Below are 17,867 nucleotides of genomic sequence, written 5' to 3'. Positions count from 1 at the left end.
TTCTGACTAGAATAATGTAATTTTAATGGTAGATCTTTTTGTTTTTATTAAGCTTCGAAAATACCAAGAATATCTTCTTCTTTTAAAATGAGATATTCCACGTTATCAATGTTTATTTTGGAACCGGAATATTTGTCAAATAAAATAAGGTCCCCTATTTTTACTGACTTTACTTCCGCGCCAATCCCTTCAATTTTTCCTTTTTGAGGCTTCTCTTTTGCCGCTTCCGGAATATAAATTCCACCGGCGGTTTTTTCCATTTCTTCAGAATAACTTACAAATACCCTGTCTTTTAAGGGTTTGAAAGTTAATGTTCCTTTTTTTGTTGCAGTCGCCATAAGATCCTCCTTTGTTTATTAATTGATAAATTCAATGAACGGCTAATCCGAATAATTAGCACTCTCACCCGATGAGTGCTAATTAATACATTAAATGAAATTGAATTTCAAGTAAAAAATTGTTTTTTTTAAATACCACAAATCTATTTACCGACCAGAACTTCCTTTTGAGTGTTTTGTTCCGAGTTTTTTGTCGTTACAGTCGGCATTAACTGCTTAAAGATTTTCCAACTCTTTAAGAGGTCAATTGCTTTTAAAAGCTGGAGATCTTCCGGATCCTTTTTTTCCTCAAGAATGGGCAGACTGTCCTCGCTCTGAGGTGAAGCAGGTTGAGGCTCTTTTGCCGGTTCTTTGGCGGTTTCGTTTTTTAAATGACGTTCGAGATCTTTTTCTCTCACGATTTGCCGGTTTATCGCCATCCCTTTGGGATCTTTGATCGGCGCCGGTTTAACGACAATATCAGGGTCAATTCCTACATTTTGAATCGATCTGCCTTTAGGCGTGTAATATTTTGCCGTCGTTAAACGTAATCCGGAGCCATCCGAAAGAGGAAGAATCGTCTGGACCGACCCTTTCCCAAAGGTTTGAACGCCGACGATCACAGCTCGTCCCCAGTCTTGTAAGGCTCCCGAAACAATTTCGGAAGCGCTGGCGCTTCCTTCGTTAACGAGGACAATCATGGGAAAATTTTCCTGATTTGGAGGCCCGTTGGAAGAATACTCTTCCTTTTTTCCGTCTCTCCCTTTAATTGAAACAATCAATTTTCCTGGCTCGAGAAACATTTCACTGACTTCTACTGCCGAGGTCAGCAGTCCTCCGGGATTGTTTCTCAGGTCGAGAATTAAAGACTGCATTTTTTCTTCTTTTAATTTTTTAAAAACTTTTTCTAAATCCCTTGAACTATGTTCCTGGAACTGGGTGAGACGGATATAACCGATCCCCTGTTCCAACATTTTACTCTTTACACTCTGAATCTTGATCGTATCCCTGATCATCGTGAAAACCAGCGGGTCTGCCGTATTTTCACGGCCAATGGTTAAGGTAACCTTGCTGCCTTTTGGACCTCTCATTTTTTCAACCGCTTCCTGCAAATTCATATTCGCAGTCGATTGACCATCTACTTTTAAAATGATATCTCCGGCTTTAATTCCAGCCGCGTCGGCCGGCGTTCCCTCAATGGGGGAAATGACGGTTAATTTACTATCTTTCATTCCGATCTGGATCCCCAAACCGCCAAATTCTCCTTTGGTGTCCACCTGCATTTCCTTGTAAACTTCCGGAGGCATGAAAGAGGAATGACTATCCAGAGTATTTAACATCCCTTTGATGGCTCCATAAATGAGATCCTTGGATTTTGTCTCTTCCACATAATTTTTCTGAACCGTAGACAAAACTTCTGAAAACGTTTTCAGATCATCATAGGTGTCCGGTTGGGCAAACACCCTTTCAAATCCCCGCCCGGCTACAATTCCAACCACCAGCATGGTCATCAACGCAGTTAGAAAAATCGTCGTTTTATATTTATCTTTCCATCTCATTCGCCTATCTCCCACAAAGCCTGCCGAAGCCTGTTTCCACGGCAAAGCTGATTTATGATTTATAATACCAATCGCCTTCAGTCATAGCAAAGGATTAAAGAATTATTTTTTTCTGGTAAGCCAGAGGGAAGGATCTACCGCTTTTTCTCCCTGCCTGATCTCGAAATATAAATTCCGGTCCATGGAATAACCCGTTTCCCCTATTTCACCGATGACGTGATTCTGTTTAACTTTGTCTCCAACCCCAACCATAAGCTTGGAAGCATGGGCATATAAAGAATAGTAACCTTCTCCATGATCGATAATCATCAGCAGACCATACCCCTTAAACCAATCGGCGTAAACCACGACACCATCGTAAATCGCCCGGATGTAATCTTCTTCTGTCGGTTTAATTTCCCACCCTTTTTTCATGACATAAAAATCAAATTTAGGGTGTTTATTCCGTCCAAAATTCCCTACGACCTCTCCCCGATTGGGCCAGGGAAGTCTCCCTTTTTCCGCAAAGAACCCGGACCGGTTCGAAGGATTAAGCTCTAATTTTCTCATAAGTTCTTGAACTTTTAAAGTGGATTCTTCCAATTCTCTGATTGCCTGCCGGGTCAGCTCTTTTTCGGTGCGTACTTTGGCGAGAAGCAATTTTTTATTGATTTTCTCATTTTCCAATAGCTCTATTTTCCCGGCAGCTTCTTTTTTAATCTCAACCAGTTCTTTACGCTTTCCTTCCACCTGGCCTTCTTTTTCTTTTAAAAGGCGCATCCCGTCTTCGTATTCGTTTAAAGCGGTAACATCTCTTTTCGAAATGCCGACCATCGCATGAACGCGGGTCGTGAAATCCTGATAATTTTTCCCGGTTGTCAAAATGAGTAAATCTCCCATTTTGTCTTCCTTATAAATCCGGCGAAGTCTGGCGTTAATAATTATCTTTTTTTCTTCAATTCTTTTTTTTAAATTTTCTATCTGTTGGTTTAGCGAGTTGATTTCCTGGTCCTTATTTTTGATATTCCTTTCATAATGCCGAAGCTCCTTTTTTCCATTGCTCCATTTCTTATCGATATTTTCAAATTCACTTAGAATAGAATTTTCCAGTTTTTTATTTTTCTTTTCAATTTTTCGTTTTTCCAAAAGTTCCCGCTGTAGTTTTTCAAGCTCATTCTTTTTTTGGGAAAGAGATTCGGAAAATACCCATTCCGGGGAAAATAACAGGAAAGCGGTTAAAAAGAGGCCTATTATTTTTCGTTCCATTGTCTATTTATATTCAGGGGCCTTCGCAAAAGGCGCTCAGCCCCCGAACCCCCACGTTATGCTCGGTCTAACGACGACCATTCCCAAGCCCGTCTCGGTCTAACGACGACCATTCCAAAGTCCGTCACTGGCAAAGCCAGTTGTTTCACTTAATTAAAAGATTTTAAATATTTTTGCAAAGGAAAAAAACTTCCCATGACACCCAAAAAAGGACCTGAAATGAGAAAGATAAAAATATAATTTAACGGCAGGAATGTGGTCTTAAACGGAGCCCCGACAAATAATTCATAGAATGGAGAAAAGCCGATTAATAATTGGAAGACCCCGTAAAGGGCGATCAAAGATAACCCGACGCTGACCAAACCCAAAAACGCCCCTTCCAGCAAAAGAGGCACCTTGATAAACCAATGGGTTGCTCCGATGTATTTTAAAACCTGAATCTCTTCTCGTTTTGAATAAACGGTTAATCGAAGGATGATTCCTATCATGGAGATCATCCCGATCAGCAAAATAAAACCAATCGCGATGCCTAAGATCTGAATGAACTCCACATACCGGGTTAAAAGATCGACCCACTCTTTTCCGTAAAAAATGTCCTCGATTCCTTTATTTCCCCTTATTTTTTGAATAAATCTCGTGTAATCTTCCGAAGATTGGTAGAGGTCTTTGAATTTGATTTCAAAATAACTCGGAAGGGGATTCCCTTCAAAATTTTTAAATAAATCATCTTTAGCCTGGAGCGTTTTTCGAAAACCGGTCAAGGCTTGTTCTTTTGAAATATAACGAATGGACGAAACCTCTCGTTCGGCAGAAAGCCTCTCTTCCAAAAATTTTACATCGCCTCCGCTTAACCCATCTTGAAGATAAACAATGAGTTTAACATCTTCCTTCAGGCTTGAATAAAGCTCGAAAAGATTGAAATAAATGATCGCGAAAAACCCGAGAATCACCCATATAAACGCGGAGGTTAATACCGCCCCGAGCGTTAATAACCGATGACGGTTTAAATTATATAAAAATTCCTTAAAAAAATAATATAAAGTGGCCATGGGGGTTCAGGCTAAGCCCGCGGGTTGATCGGTAACCACCCGCCCTTCTTTTATGTAAACCACTCGTTTCCTGGACAGGTTAACCAATTCCTTATTGTGGGTAGCGACGACCACAGTTGTCCCGCGCGCCTGAATACCTTTTAAGAGCTGTAGAAAATGGAGGGAGAGATCAAAATCAAGGTTTCCGGTGGGTTCATCGGCTAAAATAATCGCCGGACGATTGACAAAAGCTCTTGCGATACAGACGCGCTGTTGTTCTCCTCCGGAAAGGTCTATGCTTTTTAAGTCTTTTTTATATTCAAGTCCGACCAGGCTAAGCGCTTCGTGAACCTTTTTTTGAATTTCCTTATTTGGCAGGTAAAGGACTTTGAGGGCAAGCGCAACGTTTTCGAATACGGTTTTCCGAAGGATAAGTCTAAAGTCCTGAAAGATGAATCCAATTTTTCTTCTATAATAAGGAATAGCAGAGGGTTTTAGGCGGGAAATATTCTGGCCTTGAACCAGGATATATCCCTGGTCAATTTTTTCTTCACAAAAAAGAAGTTTGAGAAGGGTTGTCTTGCCGGCGCCGCTCGGCCCCATGATAAATACAAATTCCCCTTTCTCAATTTTTAAATTAAAATCTTTGAGTGTATAACGATCGGGGTGGTAGCCTTTGTAAAGATTAGAAATTTGAATCATTGCTTGTTTTTAATGTATTCATCTACATAATCGTCCAGACTTGTTTTCTTCTTCTTTTCACCGCTTCCCAGAAAATGATTACATTGCCCGTTTAAAAGAGAGGCGATCATTTCTTCATGTTGCCGTTTCATTAAATCTTTTAATTTCTCTATTTCATGTTTTGGAATAAATAAAGCCGAATAATTCGTTTTTTTTGAGGATAAAATCGCCCCTTTATAAAAAAGGTGCGTAATGATCACCGGATTTTGAGGTCCGCTGTCTTCCGTTTGCACATGGAAAATCATTTTCTGGTATTCGATATCCGTATTAAAACCTGTCTGCATAGTTCACTTTATAACATCTTTTTCAGGGAAAGAAGAGAGTTTTCGATCATTTCCTTAAAGACTTAAATCAAACGCATTTTGGATGAGTTCAACAGAGGGCGAATCGATCGGTCCCAAGATGAGCACAACATCAAATCGAACATCGCTCTCGATTTTTTTTGAAAAGATATAAAATTTAGCCATCTGAATGATTTTTTTCCTTTTAGTTGGCGTGATCGCGGCGCGGGCGCCTCCAAAATGGTCATTTTTCCGGGCTTTAATTTCAACAAAGACAAGATATTCTTGATCTTTTGCAATTAAATCTATTTCTCCGAAACGGGTTTTATAATTCTTCTCCAGAATGGCATATCCCCTGCGGGCTAAAAACTGGGCGGCATGATTTTCAGCCTCCTGACCATACTCCTGGGTAATTGAAGTCATTTGCGCCTGGCTTTTTTAACGGTTTTTTCATTCATATTCAGGGGCCTTCGCAACGGAGCTAATGTTTTTAAAAATCTAGTCTCATGTCCGCTGTGAAAACGCTCCTAAAGCCAGCTCGGAGGCTCAATGCCCCCGAACCCCGCGTTCTGCACCGGCAAAGCCGGTTGCTTCACTATACCAAGAAAAAAATAAAATTTCCAGACTAAGAAGGTGACGGTTTGACACCGCGGAAAGACCTTCGGTGAATCGGTGATGGACCCAATTGGCGTAAAATGGATAGGTGTTCTTTGGTCCCATATCCCTTATGACGGTTGAAATGATACTGGGGAAATTGAATGTGATAAGCGTCCATTAAACGGTCTCGAGTCACTTTGGCAATGACGGAGGCCCCGGCAATCGAATAAGAGAGGGTATCCCCTTTAATGATAGATTTTTGGGGAATGTTTAAAAAAGAAAGGTTTAGAGCGTCAATGAGTAAAAATTCGGGAGGAAAAGGCATATTTGAAACCGCAATTTGGGCGGCGAGGTAAGTTCCCTGAAGAATATTGATTTGATCAATGACCTCTGGTTCTACGATCCCAACCCCTATTGCCAGGGCATTTTTTATAATTTCTTTGTAGAAGAGGTTTCGTTGTCCGGCGGTCAGCTGTTTTGAATCATTTAGTCCCAAGAGCTTAAAATCAACGGGGAAAATCACGGACGCCGCAACGACCGGCCCGGCCAACGGGCCCCTTCCTGCTTCATCGATTCCAGCGGTGGAATGAAAACCGGCTTTTAGCACCTGGTTTTCAAACCGGGCCATTTTTTCCCATCTGCTGGCGAGAGCGGAATCCATTAGGAGATCATCAAAAGGTTTAGGCAGCGCCTTTGGTCTCAACGCCAACGGGCGCCAGGGTTTCAACGTTCTCTTCAATCACAGGGATCTGGGTAGCAACCGGTCCTTCTGCCTTATATTCTCTTTCAGCAATTCTGGCGGCTTTCCCTTTTTTGCCACGAAGATAATAGAGTTTCGCTCTTCGAATTTTCCCTTCCCTTAATACTTCAATTTTCTCGATAAAAGGGGAATGGACCGGAAAAATACGCTCGACGCCGACGCCATAGGAGATTTTCCTGACGGTAAATGTTTCCCGATTTAACGTTCCCTTCCGCCCGATGATCAATCCTTTAAAAACCTGAATTCTCTCTTTCTCCCCTTCAATAACCTTGACATGGATATTGACGGTATCCCCGATTTTAAAACTTGGAGTCTCTTTCTTGAGGAGCCCCCGTTCAATTCTTTCTTTCTGATTCATGACCCTGTTCCTCCCACAAAGCTGCCTGTCTATTTATATTCAGGGGGCTGTCCCACAAAGCTTGCTCGCGAGCGCTCCCGCAGCGAAACTATGTTTTTTAAGCCCCCGAACCCCTCGCTACGCACCAGCAAAGCCGGTTGCTTCGCTTTTGGCAATGTCGCTAATTTTTAACTATTTCCACTTCCGTTTGATGATTTTCTTTCTCTATTTCTTTTAAAAGATCCAGTTCTTCATTGTTAAAGACTTTTTTTGCCATCAAATCAGGCCGCATTTGCATTGTTTTACGGAGCGACTCTTTTAAACGCCATTTACGGATCGCTTCGTGATGACCTGACAATAAAACAGGCGGAACCTCCATTCCCCTGAAAACAGAAGGTTTTGTGTAATGGGGATATTCAAGAAGATCTGACGAAAAAGATTCTTCTTGAATCGATTCTTTGGAGCCTAATACTCCTGGCACCCATCTGCTCATCGCGTCTAAAATCACCAGAGCTGGCAATTCTCCTCCTGTTAAAATGAAATCTCCGATTGAAATTTCTTCCATGGCAAAAGCAATCGAAATTCTTTCATCGAGGCCTTCGTAGCGCCCGCATAGAAAAACAATTGTTTTTGTTTCTTGACTTAATTCCTGAGCTTTTTCCTGATTAAAGATCTTTCCGCGCGGGCTGGTCAAAATGATACGCATGGGCCCTTCGGTCTTCAATGAATCAAAGACTTCAAAAACCGGTTCAGGAGACATGACCATCCCCGCACCGCCGCCATAAGGGGTATCATCCACCTGTCTGTGTTTCTTTCTAGAAAAATCCCGAATATCGATCACTTTAACCTGTAAGGCCCTGTTTTCTATGGCTCTTTTCAAAATACTATGATTTAAAACAGGGAGCACCATGTCGGGAAACAAGGTTAAAATTTTTACCCGTATCATCTTCTATCCTAATAAGCCGTCAATGGCATGAATGATGATTTTTTTTTCAAGTAAATCTATTTTTTTTATAAAATTTTTTGTTGCCGGTATTAAATATTCTTTTTTCCCTTTTTTTATTTCGTAAATAGACTGATGCGGGAATGAATAAATCTCAATAATTTGTCCGATATGTTCATTTTCTTCCGTAAAAACATCCCACCCAATCAGTTGAAAGGGATAAAAAGCGCCTTCTCCTGGCGGGGCCAGTTCCTCAAAAGGGATAACAAACGTCTCTCCGATTAATTCCTTCGTTTCTTCAACGGACCGAATATGATCTAAACGAATGTAGGCAAAGTCCCCTTGAATCTGTGACTCGGCGATTAAACATGGAATCAGTTCTTTTTTTTTAATAAAACCGTTTTTCCTGCGGCAAAACGTTCCGGAAAGTCTGTCAGAAGTTTTACCTTAAGCTCGCCGGAAAGCCCTCTGGGTTTAAGGATTTTTCCGATGATAATCCAATCTTTTTCCATGGGCTTTTTTCAGTTACTCTAATATTTCAAGAACGCACCTCTTGCCTAATTTTGTCCCGGCGGCATTTAGGATGGTCCTCATGGCTCTAGCGGTTCTTCCCTGCTTTCCGATTACTTTTCCCAGATCTTCCTGATTGACCCGCAACTCAATAATCGTGGTTTTTTCACCATCAGTTTCTCTTACAACGACCCCTTCTGGTTTATCCACTAAAGATTTTGCGATGTATTCAATTAAGTTTTTCATCGGCTCAACTTCCATAGCAGGCTCCTTGGGCTCAGGTGCTTTCTCGAAACGTTATTTGTTTTTGAAAAGACCCTCTTTCTGGAAAATGCTTCTGACAGTGTCAGACATTTGAGCTCCCTGGCCCAACCAATATTGAATCCGATCGGTTTGAATCGTAACCTTTTTTTCCTTTCCCAACGGATCGTAAGTTCCTAAAATATCCAGAAAACGACCTTCTTTGGGAAATCTTGAATCGGTTGCCACGATTCTATAAAAGGGTCTTTTATGTCTTCCCATCCGGGATAGTCTTACTGTTACTGCCACAGGATCTCCTTACGTTTAGAGTTTTACAATTTTCAAAAGCTGTAATTATAACCTGGTTAAATAAAATTTTCAAGAGAGAGTTTTACATGATTGAAAATTTGTTCGTAATCATGATTCATCAGGGTTTTTCCCACTTTTATGTTAACCGGAACGGGAAAGGCCCGAGTTTGGTTCTCCTGAACGAATTTTTCTTTAAGCCGTTTTAGAATAATATTCATTTTATGATTGTCGGAATGAATGAGTAAAACCATTATTTCATCTTCGGAAAACCGGCCCACCAGGTCGACATCGCGGGAATTTCCTTTTACAATCTCCCCTACTTTTTTAACAATCTCGTTGGCTTTAGCCTTGCCGTAACTTTGATTAATAAACGCTAAATTGCCGATTTGAACAAGAAGGGCGCCTAAAACGCCGCCATGTTTCCGCATCCTTTTAATTTCCTCTTCGGCGGCCTGTTCAAAAAAAGTTTTATGATAAAGTCCTGTTAATTCATCCAGCCGCTCTGTTTTAATCTGTTTTTCTCCAAGACCATATTTCAAAAGAACATTTTCAAGAATTAAACCATAGCAGGGTTTTTCTTCAGGAGTGGTGATGGGAAAGGAAATGGCAGGGAGAAGAACTTTATTGCCAGATCCAAGCGTTACCTCCATTTCCAGGTCGAAATTTGCCCCGGAAGGGTTAAAGAGCAGATGATTGGCCTTATTTTGAGAGGAATTCAAATAGATGAGTTGGTGAACAGGGAACTTTTTCCCAATCATCTCTTCCATATTCCACCCCGTAATTTCCCCGGCTGAGGGATTTAACGCTTCGATGTTCAGAGAGGAATCGAGGATGATAACCCCGTCTGATGTGTAATAAAAAAGAGACTTTAACCCTTCCTCATCGATATTGAACGCCATAGTTTCGCCGCGCCTCCTTTTGCACTCAAGGTTTTCATCATTTTTTTGGCTTCCATGAACTGCTTGAGTAATTTATTGATCTCCTGCACAGTCGTGCCGCTTCCTTTGGAAATTCTTTTCCGCCTGGAGCCGTTTATCATACCCGGGTTTTCTCTTTCCTTAAGAGTCATGGAGTTAATGATGGCTTCAATCCTTGCCAGCTCTTTTTCCGGCATCGCCATATCTCCGCCTAATTTAAGTTGGCCGGCGCCAGGAATCATAGAAAGAACTTTTTCAAAAGAACCGAATTTTTTAAGCTGTTTTATCTGTTCTTTAAAGTCTGTAAGGGTAAAGTGATTGGTCTGGATTTTTTTGGTAACGATTTCCGCCTGTTTTTTATCGAAGTTTTCCTGAGCAAGTTCGATCAACGACAGAACGTCTCCCATTCCCAGAATTCGGGAGGCCATCCGGTCGGGGTAAAAAAATTCAAGGGCATCTAATTTCTCGCCGGTCCCGATAAATCGTACCGGTGTTCCGGTCACCTGCTTCATGGAAAGAAGCGCTCCACCTCTGGCATCGCCTTCCATTTTTGTTAACACGATCCCGGTAATTCCTAAACGCTGATGAAATCCTTCGACCACTTTTACGGCTTCCTGCCCGATCATCCCGTCGGCCACCATAAGAATTTCATGGGGATTGACCAGGGATTTGATCATCTGGAGCTCTTCCATCAGAGCTTCATCGATTTGAAGCCGTCCCGCGGTATCGATAACGACTAAGTCATATCCCTGTTGTTTTGCCCGGGAGAGTGCGTTTTTTACGATCGTTATTGGATCTTTTTGGTCTGAGGAATCGACGTCGACTTCAATCTGTTTTCCGATAAACTCCAATTGATTTTTTGCCGCCGGCCGGTAGGGATCTGCGGGAACCAGCAAGACCCTTTTTCCTTCTTTTTTGTAAAAGGCCGCTATTTTCCCTGCCGTGGTTGTTTTACCCGCTCCCTGTAAACCAATGAGCATGAAAACCGTGGGGGGCATGGAAGCCATGGGTATTTTATTCTGTTGCCCGCCAAGAAGAAGACAGAGTTCCTCGTAGACGATCTTGATCATCTGTTGGCCGGGGGTGAAGCTTTCCATCACCTTCTGGCCAAGAGCTTTTGCTTTTACGGCATCAATAAAACCTTTAACGACTTTAAAATTAACGTCGGCTTCGAGGAAGGCCAGGCGGACTTCACGCAATGCCTCATTGATGTTTTCTTCTTTTAAGACACCAACACCCCTGATTTTTTTAAAAATTGTATTTAATTTGTCGGTTAATTCATTCAGCATACATTTTTCTTTCTGATTAAACCTTTTTTATTCTTTATTTCGAAATTTTGGCTCTCTGCCTGAGGACTTCATAAACGACGATACCTGCGGCGGTTGATACGTTTAACGATTGGACTTTTCCCCTCATCGGAATTGAGATCGTCATGTCACAGGTTTGTTTAACCAGCGGACGGAGTCCTTTTCCTTCCGCACCTAAGACAAAAGCAGCGGGTGCAGTGTAATCCATTTGAAGATAGGTTGCTTTTGCTTCGCCGTCTAAGCCGTAAACCCAAATCCCCTGAGTTTTTAGAAATTCAATCGTTTGAACGATATTAACGACTTGAACAACCTTGACGTATTCTATGGCTCCGGCAGAGGTCTTTGCAACTGTTTCAGTAATTCCCGCTGAACGCCGGGTTGGAAGAATAACGCCATGTATGCCCGCCCCTTCAGCCGTTCTTAAAATAGCTCCAAGATTTCTCGGGTCCTCGATTTCGTCAAGAATCAAGAAAAAAGCCGGTTCTCCTGTTTGCCGGGAATGTTCGAGGAGGTGGTCGATGGTGTCATACCGTTTAGACGCTCCGAGTCCCAAAACGCCCTGATGTTTTAAGGTTCCGGAAATTTGATCAAGGATTTCTTTTGCGGCATAGGTCACCCGGATATTCTGCTCTTTGGCCAGTTGAATCATTTCCTTCAGAGAAGATTCTTTTTTCCCTTTTTGAATATAAATCTGACTAAAAGAGCGTCCCTTGGCTCTTAAGGCTTCCAGCATCGGATGCATCCCGATCACCAGGTTTTCATTTCTACTTATTTTTTCCAAGTTGTTTTCCCACCAGGATGATCTTCCAGAATAACACCCTCTTTTAATAGATCTTTGCGAATTTCGTCAGCCTTTTTAAAATCTTTTTTATTTTTGGCCTCGGCACGTTCCATAATTAATTTTTTAATGGCTTCGTCTTCCGGTACTAGGACGGGTTTAAAGGTAGAGGTTCCGGAAATCGTATTTTGTTTCCTTTGAGAAGAAAATGGACTGGAAACCTCAGGAATAGGAACAAAAAAGGGCCATTGCTCAGGCGATACATGAAAGAGGCCGAGCGGTTTTCCGACCTCCGCGAAAAAACTTAAAACTTTACGTCCCTCTTCAGCATCTATGCCATGGGAGAAATGTTTATTCAATTCACTCCGTAGCAAATGAAGATGAGCAATGCCTTCAGGTGTGTTAAAATCATCATCCATTACATCAATAAATCTTGTTCGGGTTTTGTTAAGTGCCTGATTCAGGTCGATTCCTCCATCCTTCTTTTCTCCGGAAGCCTCTTTACATCGTTTTAATAGATCATAAAACCGGTCGAGACTACTTTTCGCTTCATCAATCGCTTGATCAGAAAATTGGATGGGTTGACGGTAATGCGTAGAAAGAATAAAATAGCGTAAAATTTCCCCTGTTATATTAACAGGATACGAATATTTATTAAAGATTTCCTTTATCGTAAAAAAATTCCCTAGCGACTTTGACATCTTTTCCTGATTAACCGTCACAAATCCATTATGAATCCAATAGCCGACAAATTTCTTTCCTGAAAATCCTTCACTCTGGGCGATTTCATTTTCATGATGGGGAAATAAAAGATCTTCTCCGCCGCCATGAATATCGATGGTTTCCCCTAACAGGGACATGGCCATTGCGGAACATTCAATGTGCCATCCCGGACGTCCTTTTCCCCAGGGAGAATCCCATGACGGTTCCCCCGGTTTTGATGATTTCCAGAGCACAAAATCGAGAGGGTTCTCTTTTAACTCATTGACGTCAACTCTTATACCGGCAGACTCGATCGATAAATCACGCCGGGACAGCTGTCCATAAGATTTAAAGGCATTGACCCGGTAATAAACATCTCCGGCCGATTCATAAGCATACCCTTTTTCCATTAGCCTCTGAATTATTTTAATCATATCTGAAATGTACTCAGTGGCTTTGGGTTCATGGGTTGGACGCGTTACATTTAATCGATCCATGTCGTTGTGATATTCGTCGATATATTTTTCTGTTAAATTTTTCCACGGAATATTTTCCTCATGCGACCGTTTAATAATTTTGTCATCGACGTCTGTAAAATTTTTAACCAGCGTGACTTCGAACCCTCTGAACCGGAAATAGCGCGCGATCATATCAAAAACAATCGCGCTCCGGGCATGTCCTATATGAGAGTCGTCATAAACGGTTACGCCACAGACATACATATTGACTTTTTCAGAAATGAGCGGTTTAAAAATTTCCTTTTGCCGGTTCATCGAATTAAAGATTTTAATTTTAATCATGGATCACCCTGTTTTTTTTCTTTCCGTTGGCTCGCTTGAACCAAAAAATAAAGAAAATTAAACCTAAAATAATTAAAAAATCAAACTGATGGAAATAAGGGCCCAATCCCCTCCAGTGAACCCCAAGTTCTTTTCCAAGATAAGCAAGGCCAAAACACCATGGAATTGATCCGACAAAAGAATAAATGGAAAATTTCACGAAATTCATTTTAGAAATTCCCGCGGGAAGAGAAATAAAAGTCCTGACTAAAGGAAGCATTCGCGTTGCAAAAACTGTGAACTCTCCATACTTTAAAAACCATTGGTCGGCTTTAATCAGATCTTCGTTCGATATCAAAAAGTATTTCCCGTGGTTTTCTAAAAATTTTCTCCCTCCAAACCGTCCGGCCACGTAGGCGACCCATGATCCCAATAGATTTCCAAACGCCCCCGCCAGGGTTACTCCGGTCAATGAAAAAGTTCCCACAGACACCAGAAAACCTGAAAAGGTCATGATAATTTCACTCGGGAGGGGAATGCAGGCGCTTTCAATGGCCATACTCCAAACAATTCCGGAATACCCATATTTTGAAATGATCGAGAGGATCCATTCGCCAAGGTACCCGATTATGGCATCAAAAAAATTCAATCGTCTTTCTTATCGCGGTTGAGCGCCTTTTCCCATTTTTTCATCTTTTTCAGAAATTCATAATGGGTTAGGTCGAGATGAAGAGGGGTAACTGACACATGGCCATGGGAGACCGCATCGTTGTCCGTGTCTGGTTTATCCTCCCAAAGAATTTTTGTTCCCCCTATCCAATAATATTTTCTCCCTCTGGGGTCTGTTTTCTCAATGATGGCGTTATCTTCAAAAACCCGCCTGCCGAGGGAAACAATTTTAATGTCCTTGATTTTTTCGATCGGGAGATTCGGGACATTGACATTTAATAAAATATCATTTGGGAGTCCTTTATTTAAGATCTGTTTGGCAATTTGCAAGGCAAACTGGGCGGCGGACTTAAATTCGTAGGGAGGCGGGCCCATTTGGGATACGGCAATCGAAGGCACTTTAAGAATTGTTCCCTCAAATGCCGCTGAAACGGTACCCGAATAGGTGACATCATCGCCCAGGTTAGCTCCTTTGTTAATCCCGGAAACCAACAGGGCAGGTGGTTTCTTTAAAAGGTGGAGCACTCCCCAATTTACACAATCCGTGGGAGTTCCATTGAGGCTGAAAAAGTTTTTTTTAATTTCTTCGACGCGCAGCGGTTTATGGAGGGTCAGGGCATGACCAACGGCGTTTCTTTCACGATCCGGAGCCACAACGTAAATATTTCCTAATTCTCGAAGAACTTCGGCTAACGCATGGATCCCGGGAGATTGAATCCCGTCATCATTGGAAACAAGAATGTCGATCATAATACTCTGCTCTGAAAAGTTAAAAACAACCGGATGTTTCCTGAAATAAAAAAGTCCCGAAATTCGGGACTACGTTTGGGGATTTGACCCTCTCTACGGGTGCCAGGACAGGCCACATGGGCCTGTCCCTATGTAAAGAATCGGGGCGACTGGATTTGAACCAGCGACCACTCGCACCCCAAGCGAGTGCGCTACCGGGCTGCGCTACGCCCCGAAAATTTTACTATTTTACTTGGGGACCTGTGCGGTTTCACTTCGTGAAATCCTCCAATGCCCCCAAACCCCGCGTTTCGCACTGGCTAAGCCAGTTGCTTCACTTACGCCTTTATTTAGTGTAAAAGATCGAGGATGCCCTTCAGTTCCTTCTGAATCTGAAAAAGGTCTGAAGCAGGAGCCGGGCCGCCTGAATGTTGCCTTAAAGCTTTTTTAGCGCCTATGATCGTGTATCCTTCCTCGTAGAGCATCTTCTTTATTTTAAGGATCAGTTGAATATCCTTTGAAAGATAAACCCGTTGTCCTCCGTTATTTTTCTTAGGATGGAGAACCGGAAACTGATTTTCCCAGAATCGAAGAACATAAGACTCTAACCCCGTTATTTGACTGACCTCCCCTATTTTATAAAACATTTTTTCGGATTTTCCGGTGGTATTGTTTCTCTGTTTTTTTCTCGATTTTGAGTTTTTCATCGATATCGGATGATTTTAAAACAGATAAAGTCTAACCTTTAATGATCAGGGTAACCCTTCAGGGAACATTGGATTTTTCTGAAACATTTGTATTCTCTGTATTCTCGGCCGTATTGACATATTTTTTAAAAACTTGGCTGGGTCTGAAGCTGACCACTTTTCTGGGTGTAATTCCAATTTCCTCACCCGTTTTTGGATTTCTCCCTTTTCTTTCTTTTTTTTGCCTCACCACAAAATTTCCGAAACCGGCGACTTTAAAGATTTCACCTTTTTTTAAAACATCTTTAATTGTAGAAAGGATTATTTCTAAAATTTCAGAGCCTTCTTTTTTTGAGATCCCAATTTTTTCAAATAATTCTGTGGTAATATCGGTCTTTCTCATTTTAAACCCTTTTGATCTAACAAGGACTACGACGAACTTATTTACGAAACGAAGGTTTGATGAAACCTTTTTCTTTATTTTAAAAATACGTTAAAAATTGAATATAAAATACAATAGGTTACACAAGAACAGAGTTAGAAAGCTGTCATTGCGAACAAAGTGAAGCAATCTCAAGACTTTACGATAAGATTGCCACGCACCCTTCGGTGCTCGCAATGACATGATTAATAAGTGGGTGCGAAGTCTATCGCTGGTCTTGGGACCGGCTGATGCCTTGACAAGGTGGAGGCCATTTTGTATTCTACCCCCATGGATCAGCCTTTTTCTATTACCTGCCGAAAATTCTGGCCGGACAGTCAATCTTTTATTCACGACTCAAAAAAAAACGGTCTTAATTCTACCCTTCGTCTTCTCTTAACCTCAGGCGGAACCTTGACAACCTCTTTACAGGCTCTGATGATGGGTCCTGTCTATTTGGAGGTGGCCAGTCAAACGATTGCGGAAACCGATACGGAAACGGTTCAATTCCTTGAATTAAAAAAACCTGAAAAAGTCCTATATAGAGAGGTGTGGCTTTTAAATGATCAGAAAGAACGGATGGTCTATGCCAGATCTTATCTTCCCATGAATTCAATTGACCCTTTTCTTCTTCAACAGTTGCAGTTAAAAAGCAGGTCTATTGGCGATCTCATCGATTTTTCAAATCTTCCCTCACTTAAAGATAAAATGACTTTTAGCCGTGTTGAATCGGCACCTCTTGCCCGGGAATTTAACCTGGTTAAGGAAAGCTTGATGTGGTGCCGCCATTACCGTTTGAAAGTCCAAAACCATCTTTTGGCGTCTATCCAGGAGGTTTTCTCTCCCTCCTTATTTGAAACTTAACCGTTTTCCAAATGAATCCCTTTTTAAAAAAGATTGGGGCATACCTTCGGTTAATGAGGGTTGACCGCCCGATTGGCACGGTTTTAGTCTTAATGCCGACGCTTTGGTCACTTTGGATCGCCAGTCAAGGACGCCCCTCTCTGTTACTGGTCGTCATTTTTACGCTGGGCAGTTTTTTGATGCGAAGCGCGGGATGCGTCATCAACGATATCGCGGACAGGAATTTCGATCCTTATGTGACGAGGACCAGGGAACGTCCGATTGCCTCTGGCGAAATCACTGTTAAAGAAGGCCTTGTTTTGTTTCTGGTTCTCGCGGCCCTCTCTTTCTTGCTGATCCTCCCGCTCAATCGCCTGACTATTTTACTTGCCTTTGCCGGCCTCTTTTTGGCCATCGGCTATCCATTCACAAAAAGGTTTATTTCATTTCCTCAATTTATTTTGGGAATGAGTTTTGGATGGGGTGTGATTCTCGCCTGGGCCGCCGTAAAGAATAAAATAGAACTTCCGGCGATATTGCTTTTTATCGCCAATATCTTCTGGTCGCTGGCTTACGATACGATCTACGCTTTAATGGACCGGGAAGATGATATCAAAATCGGAGTCAAATCGACCGCGATTCTTTTTGGGGATCGCGTGTGGCTTGCCACCGCTTTTTTTCTATTCTGCGTTTTATTTTTTTTGGGATGGACAGGATGGGTCGCCGGGCTTCACTTCATCTATTTTTCGATGATCATCTTAATGGGTTTTGCTTTCTTTATACAGACGCTAACGTTAAAGAGAAATCCATCTTCAGACATTCTCTTCCGCCTCTTTAAAAATCATGGTCTTTTTGGATTTCTTATTTTCATCGGAATCGTTACCGACTATTTCTTTTATTAATGATAAAAAACACAGGTTACATATACGGGGTGGCTGAATACGGGGTCAGGTCTATTTTCTTGTCATTTTTTAAGCCATCTCGTTTTGTTTGATCAGTCGGCTCACTGATGTAAAATGCAAACTCAGATAATCCGCAATCTCACGCTGCTTATACCCGTATTTTTCAACCGCCTCAACAACCTTCTTGTTCCGCCTCGCCTTTACTTGAAGGACCTCTTCCGTAAAAATCGTATCAAGTCCAGGCCGGTTGGCATAGCGCTGGCTCTT

24 protein-coding genes and 1 tRNA gene are annotated in these 17,867 nt (G+C 41.9%); 2 read left to right on the top strand and 23 right to left on the bottom strand.

The features are described 5' to 3' along the window. Positions 1-47: 47 nt before the first annotated feature. The 23 genes from HYR79_07835 to HYR79_07725 all read right to left on the bottom strand — a co-directional run bounded on the left by HYR79_07835 (position 48) and on the right by HYR79_07725 (position 15,837). Positions 48-338, bottom strand: coding sequence for a co-chaperone GroES (locus HYR79_07835; GenBank protein ID MBI1821604.1), 291 nt, complete (start codon positions 336-338; stop codon positions 48-50). 143 nt (positions 339-481) lie between these two features. After that, positions 482-1,876, bottom strand: coding sequence for a S41 family peptidase (locus HYR79_07830; GenBank protein MBI1821603.1), 1,395 nt, complete (start codon positions 1,874-1,876; stop codon positions 482-484). Positions 1,877-1,978: 102 nt separating this feature from the next. Then, positions 1,979-3,121, bottom strand: a complete 1,143-nt coding sequence (locus HYR79_07825) for a peptidoglycan DD-metalloendopeptidase family protein (GenBank protein ID MBI1821602.1) — start codon at positions 3,119-3,121, stop codon at positions 1,979-1,981. A gap of 149 nt (positions 3,122-3,270) precedes the next feature. Then, the gene (locus HYR79_07820; protein ID MBI1821601.1) at positions 3,271-4,170 is read right to left on the bottom strand and encodes an ABC transporter permease; all 900 of its coding nucleotides are present in this window, start codon (positions 4,168-4,170) and stop codon (positions 3,271-3,273) included. 6 nt (positions 4,171-4,176) lie between these two features. Further along, complete coding sequence (gene ftsE, locus HYR79_07815; GenBank protein ID MBI1821600.1) at positions 4,177-4,851, bottom strand: cell division ATP-binding protein FtsE; 675 nt, start codon at positions 4,849-4,851, stop codon at positions 4,177-4,179. Beyond that, on the bottom strand, positions 4,848-5,174 hold the full coding sequence (locus HYR79_07810) for a hypothetical protein (protein MBI1821599.1): 327 nt from the start codon (positions 5,172-5,174) through the stop codon (positions 4,848-4,850). Before HYR79_07810 ends, ftsE begins: the two co-directional genes overlap by 4 nt. A gap of 54 nt (positions 5,175-5,228) precedes the next feature. Further along, the gene (locus HYR79_07805; GenBank protein ID MBI1821598.1) at positions 5,229-5,594 is read right to left on the bottom strand and encodes a YraN family protein; all 366 of its coding nucleotides are present in this window, start codon (positions 5,592-5,594) and stop codon (positions 5,229-5,231) included. A gap of 202 nt (positions 5,595-5,796) precedes the next feature. Further along, on the bottom strand, positions 5,797-6,429 hold the full coding sequence (locus tag HYR79_07800) for a ribonuclease HII (protein MBI1821597.1): 633 nt from the start codon (positions 6,427-6,429) through the stop codon (positions 5,797-5,799). A gap of 19 nt (positions 6,430-6,448) precedes the next feature. Next, the gene (gene rplS / locus HYR79_07795; protein MBI1821596.1) at positions 6,449-6,886 is read right to left on the bottom strand and encodes a 50S ribosomal protein L19; all 438 of its coding nucleotides are present in this window, start codon (positions 6,884-6,886) and stop codon (positions 6,449-6,451) included. Positions 6,887-7,046: 160 nt separating this feature from the next. After that, entirely contained in the window at positions 7,047-7,811 is a 765-nt protein-coding gene (gene trmD, locus HYR79_07790) for a tRNA (guanosine(37)-N1)-methyltransferase TrmD (GenBank protein ID MBI1821595.1), read from the bottom strand. 3 nt (positions 7,812-7,814) lie between these two features. Next, entirely contained in the window at positions 7,815-8,201 is a 387-nt protein-coding gene (gene rimM, locus HYR79_07785) for a 16S rRNA processing protein RimM (GenBank protein MBI1821594.1), read from the bottom strand. Continuing rightward, the gene (locus HYR79_07780) at positions 8,183-8,320 is read right to left on the bottom strand and encodes a hypothetical protein (protein MBI1821593.1); all 138 of its coding nucleotides are present in this window, start codon (positions 8,318-8,320) and stop codon (positions 8,183-8,185) included. Before HYR79_07780 ends, rimM begins: the two co-directional genes overlap by 19 nt. A gap of 13 nt (positions 8,321-8,333) precedes the next feature. Then, complete coding sequence (locus HYR79_07775) at positions 8,334-8,564, bottom strand: KH domain-containing protein (GenBank protein ID MBI1821592.1); 231 nt, start codon at positions 8,562-8,564, stop codon at positions 8,334-8,336. Between the two features lie 51 nt (positions 8,565-8,615). After that, entirely contained in the window at positions 8,616-8,867 is a 252-nt protein-coding gene (gene rpsP / locus HYR79_07770; GenBank protein MBI1821591.1) for a 30S ribosomal protein S16, read from the bottom strand. Positions 8,868-8,923: 56 nt separating this feature from the next. Next, positions 8,924-9,766 (bottom strand): diguanylate cyclase, encoded by an 843-nt coding sequence (locus tag HYR79_07765; protein ID MBI1821590.1) that lies wholly within the window; start codon positions 9,764-9,766, stop codon positions 8,924-8,926. Then, complete coding sequence (gene ffh / locus HYR79_07760; protein ID MBI1821589.1) at positions 9,736-11,073, bottom strand: signal recognition particle protein; 1,338 nt, start codon at positions 11,071-11,073, stop codon at positions 9,736-9,738. Before ffh ends, HYR79_07765 begins: the two co-directional genes overlap by 31 nt. 34 nt (positions 11,074-11,107) lie before the next feature. Beyond that, on the bottom strand, positions 11,108-11,833 hold the full coding sequence (rlmB, locus tag HYR79_07755) for a 23S rRNA (guanosine(2251)-2'-O)-methyltransferase RlmB (protein MBI1821588.1): 726 nt from the start codon (positions 11,831-11,833) through the stop codon (positions 11,108-11,110). A gap of 26 nt (positions 11,834-11,859) precedes the next feature. Further along, positions 11,860-13,368: a cysteine--tRNA ligase gene (locus HYR79_07750; protein ID MBI1821587.1), complete on the bottom strand. Its 1,509-nt coding sequence runs from the start codon at positions 13,366-13,368 to the stop codon at positions 11,860-11,862. Beyond that, entirely contained in the window at positions 13,364-13,909 is a 546-nt protein-coding gene (locus HYR79_07745; GenBank protein MBI1821586.1) for a DedA family protein, read from the bottom strand. Before HYR79_07745 ends, HYR79_07750 begins: the two co-directional genes overlap by 5 nt. Before the next feature lie 86 nt (positions 13,910-13,995). Beyond that, positions 13,996-14,766 (bottom strand): 5'/3'-nucleotidase SurE, encoded by a 771-nt coding sequence (surE, locus tag HYR79_07740; GenBank protein MBI1821585.1) that lies wholly within the window; start codon positions 14,764-14,766, stop codon positions 13,996-13,998. 143 nt (positions 14,767-14,909) lie between these two features. Next, positions 14,910-14,983: transfer RNA gene (locus HYR79_07735), tRNA-Pro, on the bottom strand. Between the two features lie 115 nt (positions 14,984-15,098). After that, on the bottom strand, positions 15,099-15,455 hold the full coding sequence (locus tag HYR79_07730; GenBank protein ID MBI1821584.1) for a MerR family transcriptional regulator: 357 nt from the start codon (positions 15,453-15,455) through the stop codon (positions 15,099-15,101). Positions 15,456-15,513: 58 nt separating this feature from the next. After that, on the bottom strand, positions 15,514-15,837 hold the full coding sequence (locus HYR79_07725) for an integration host factor subunit alpha (protein MBI1821583.1): 324 nt from the start codon (positions 15,835-15,837) through the stop codon (positions 15,514-15,516). 294 nt (positions 15,838-16,131) lie between these two features. Between HYR79_07725 and HYR79_07720 the strand changes: the two genes are divergently transcribed. Both HYR79_07720 and ubiA read left to right on the top strand, forming a co-directional pair. Continuing rightward, positions 16,132-16,719: a chorismate lyase gene (locus HYR79_07720; protein MBI1821582.1), complete on the top strand. Its 588-nt coding sequence runs from the start codon at positions 16,132-16,134 to the stop codon at positions 16,717-16,719. An 11-nt stretch (positions 16,720-16,730) separates the two neighbouring features. Then, the gene (gene ubiA, locus HYR79_07715) at positions 16,731-17,600 is read left to right on the top strand and encodes a 4-hydroxybenzoate octaprenyltransferase (protein MBI1821581.1); all 870 of its coding nucleotides are present in this window, start codon (positions 16,731-16,733) and stop codon (positions 17,598-17,600) included. The last annotated feature ends 267 nt before the right edge of the window (positions 17,601-17,867 follow it).

The organism is Nitrospirota bacterium, from assembly GCA_016178585.1.
In the GTDB taxonomy this organism is placed as follows: Bacteria; Nitrospirota; Nitrospiria; order JACQBW01; family JACQBW01; genus JACOTA01.
This window is presented reverse-complemented; position numbering and strand designations above follow the sequence as displayed.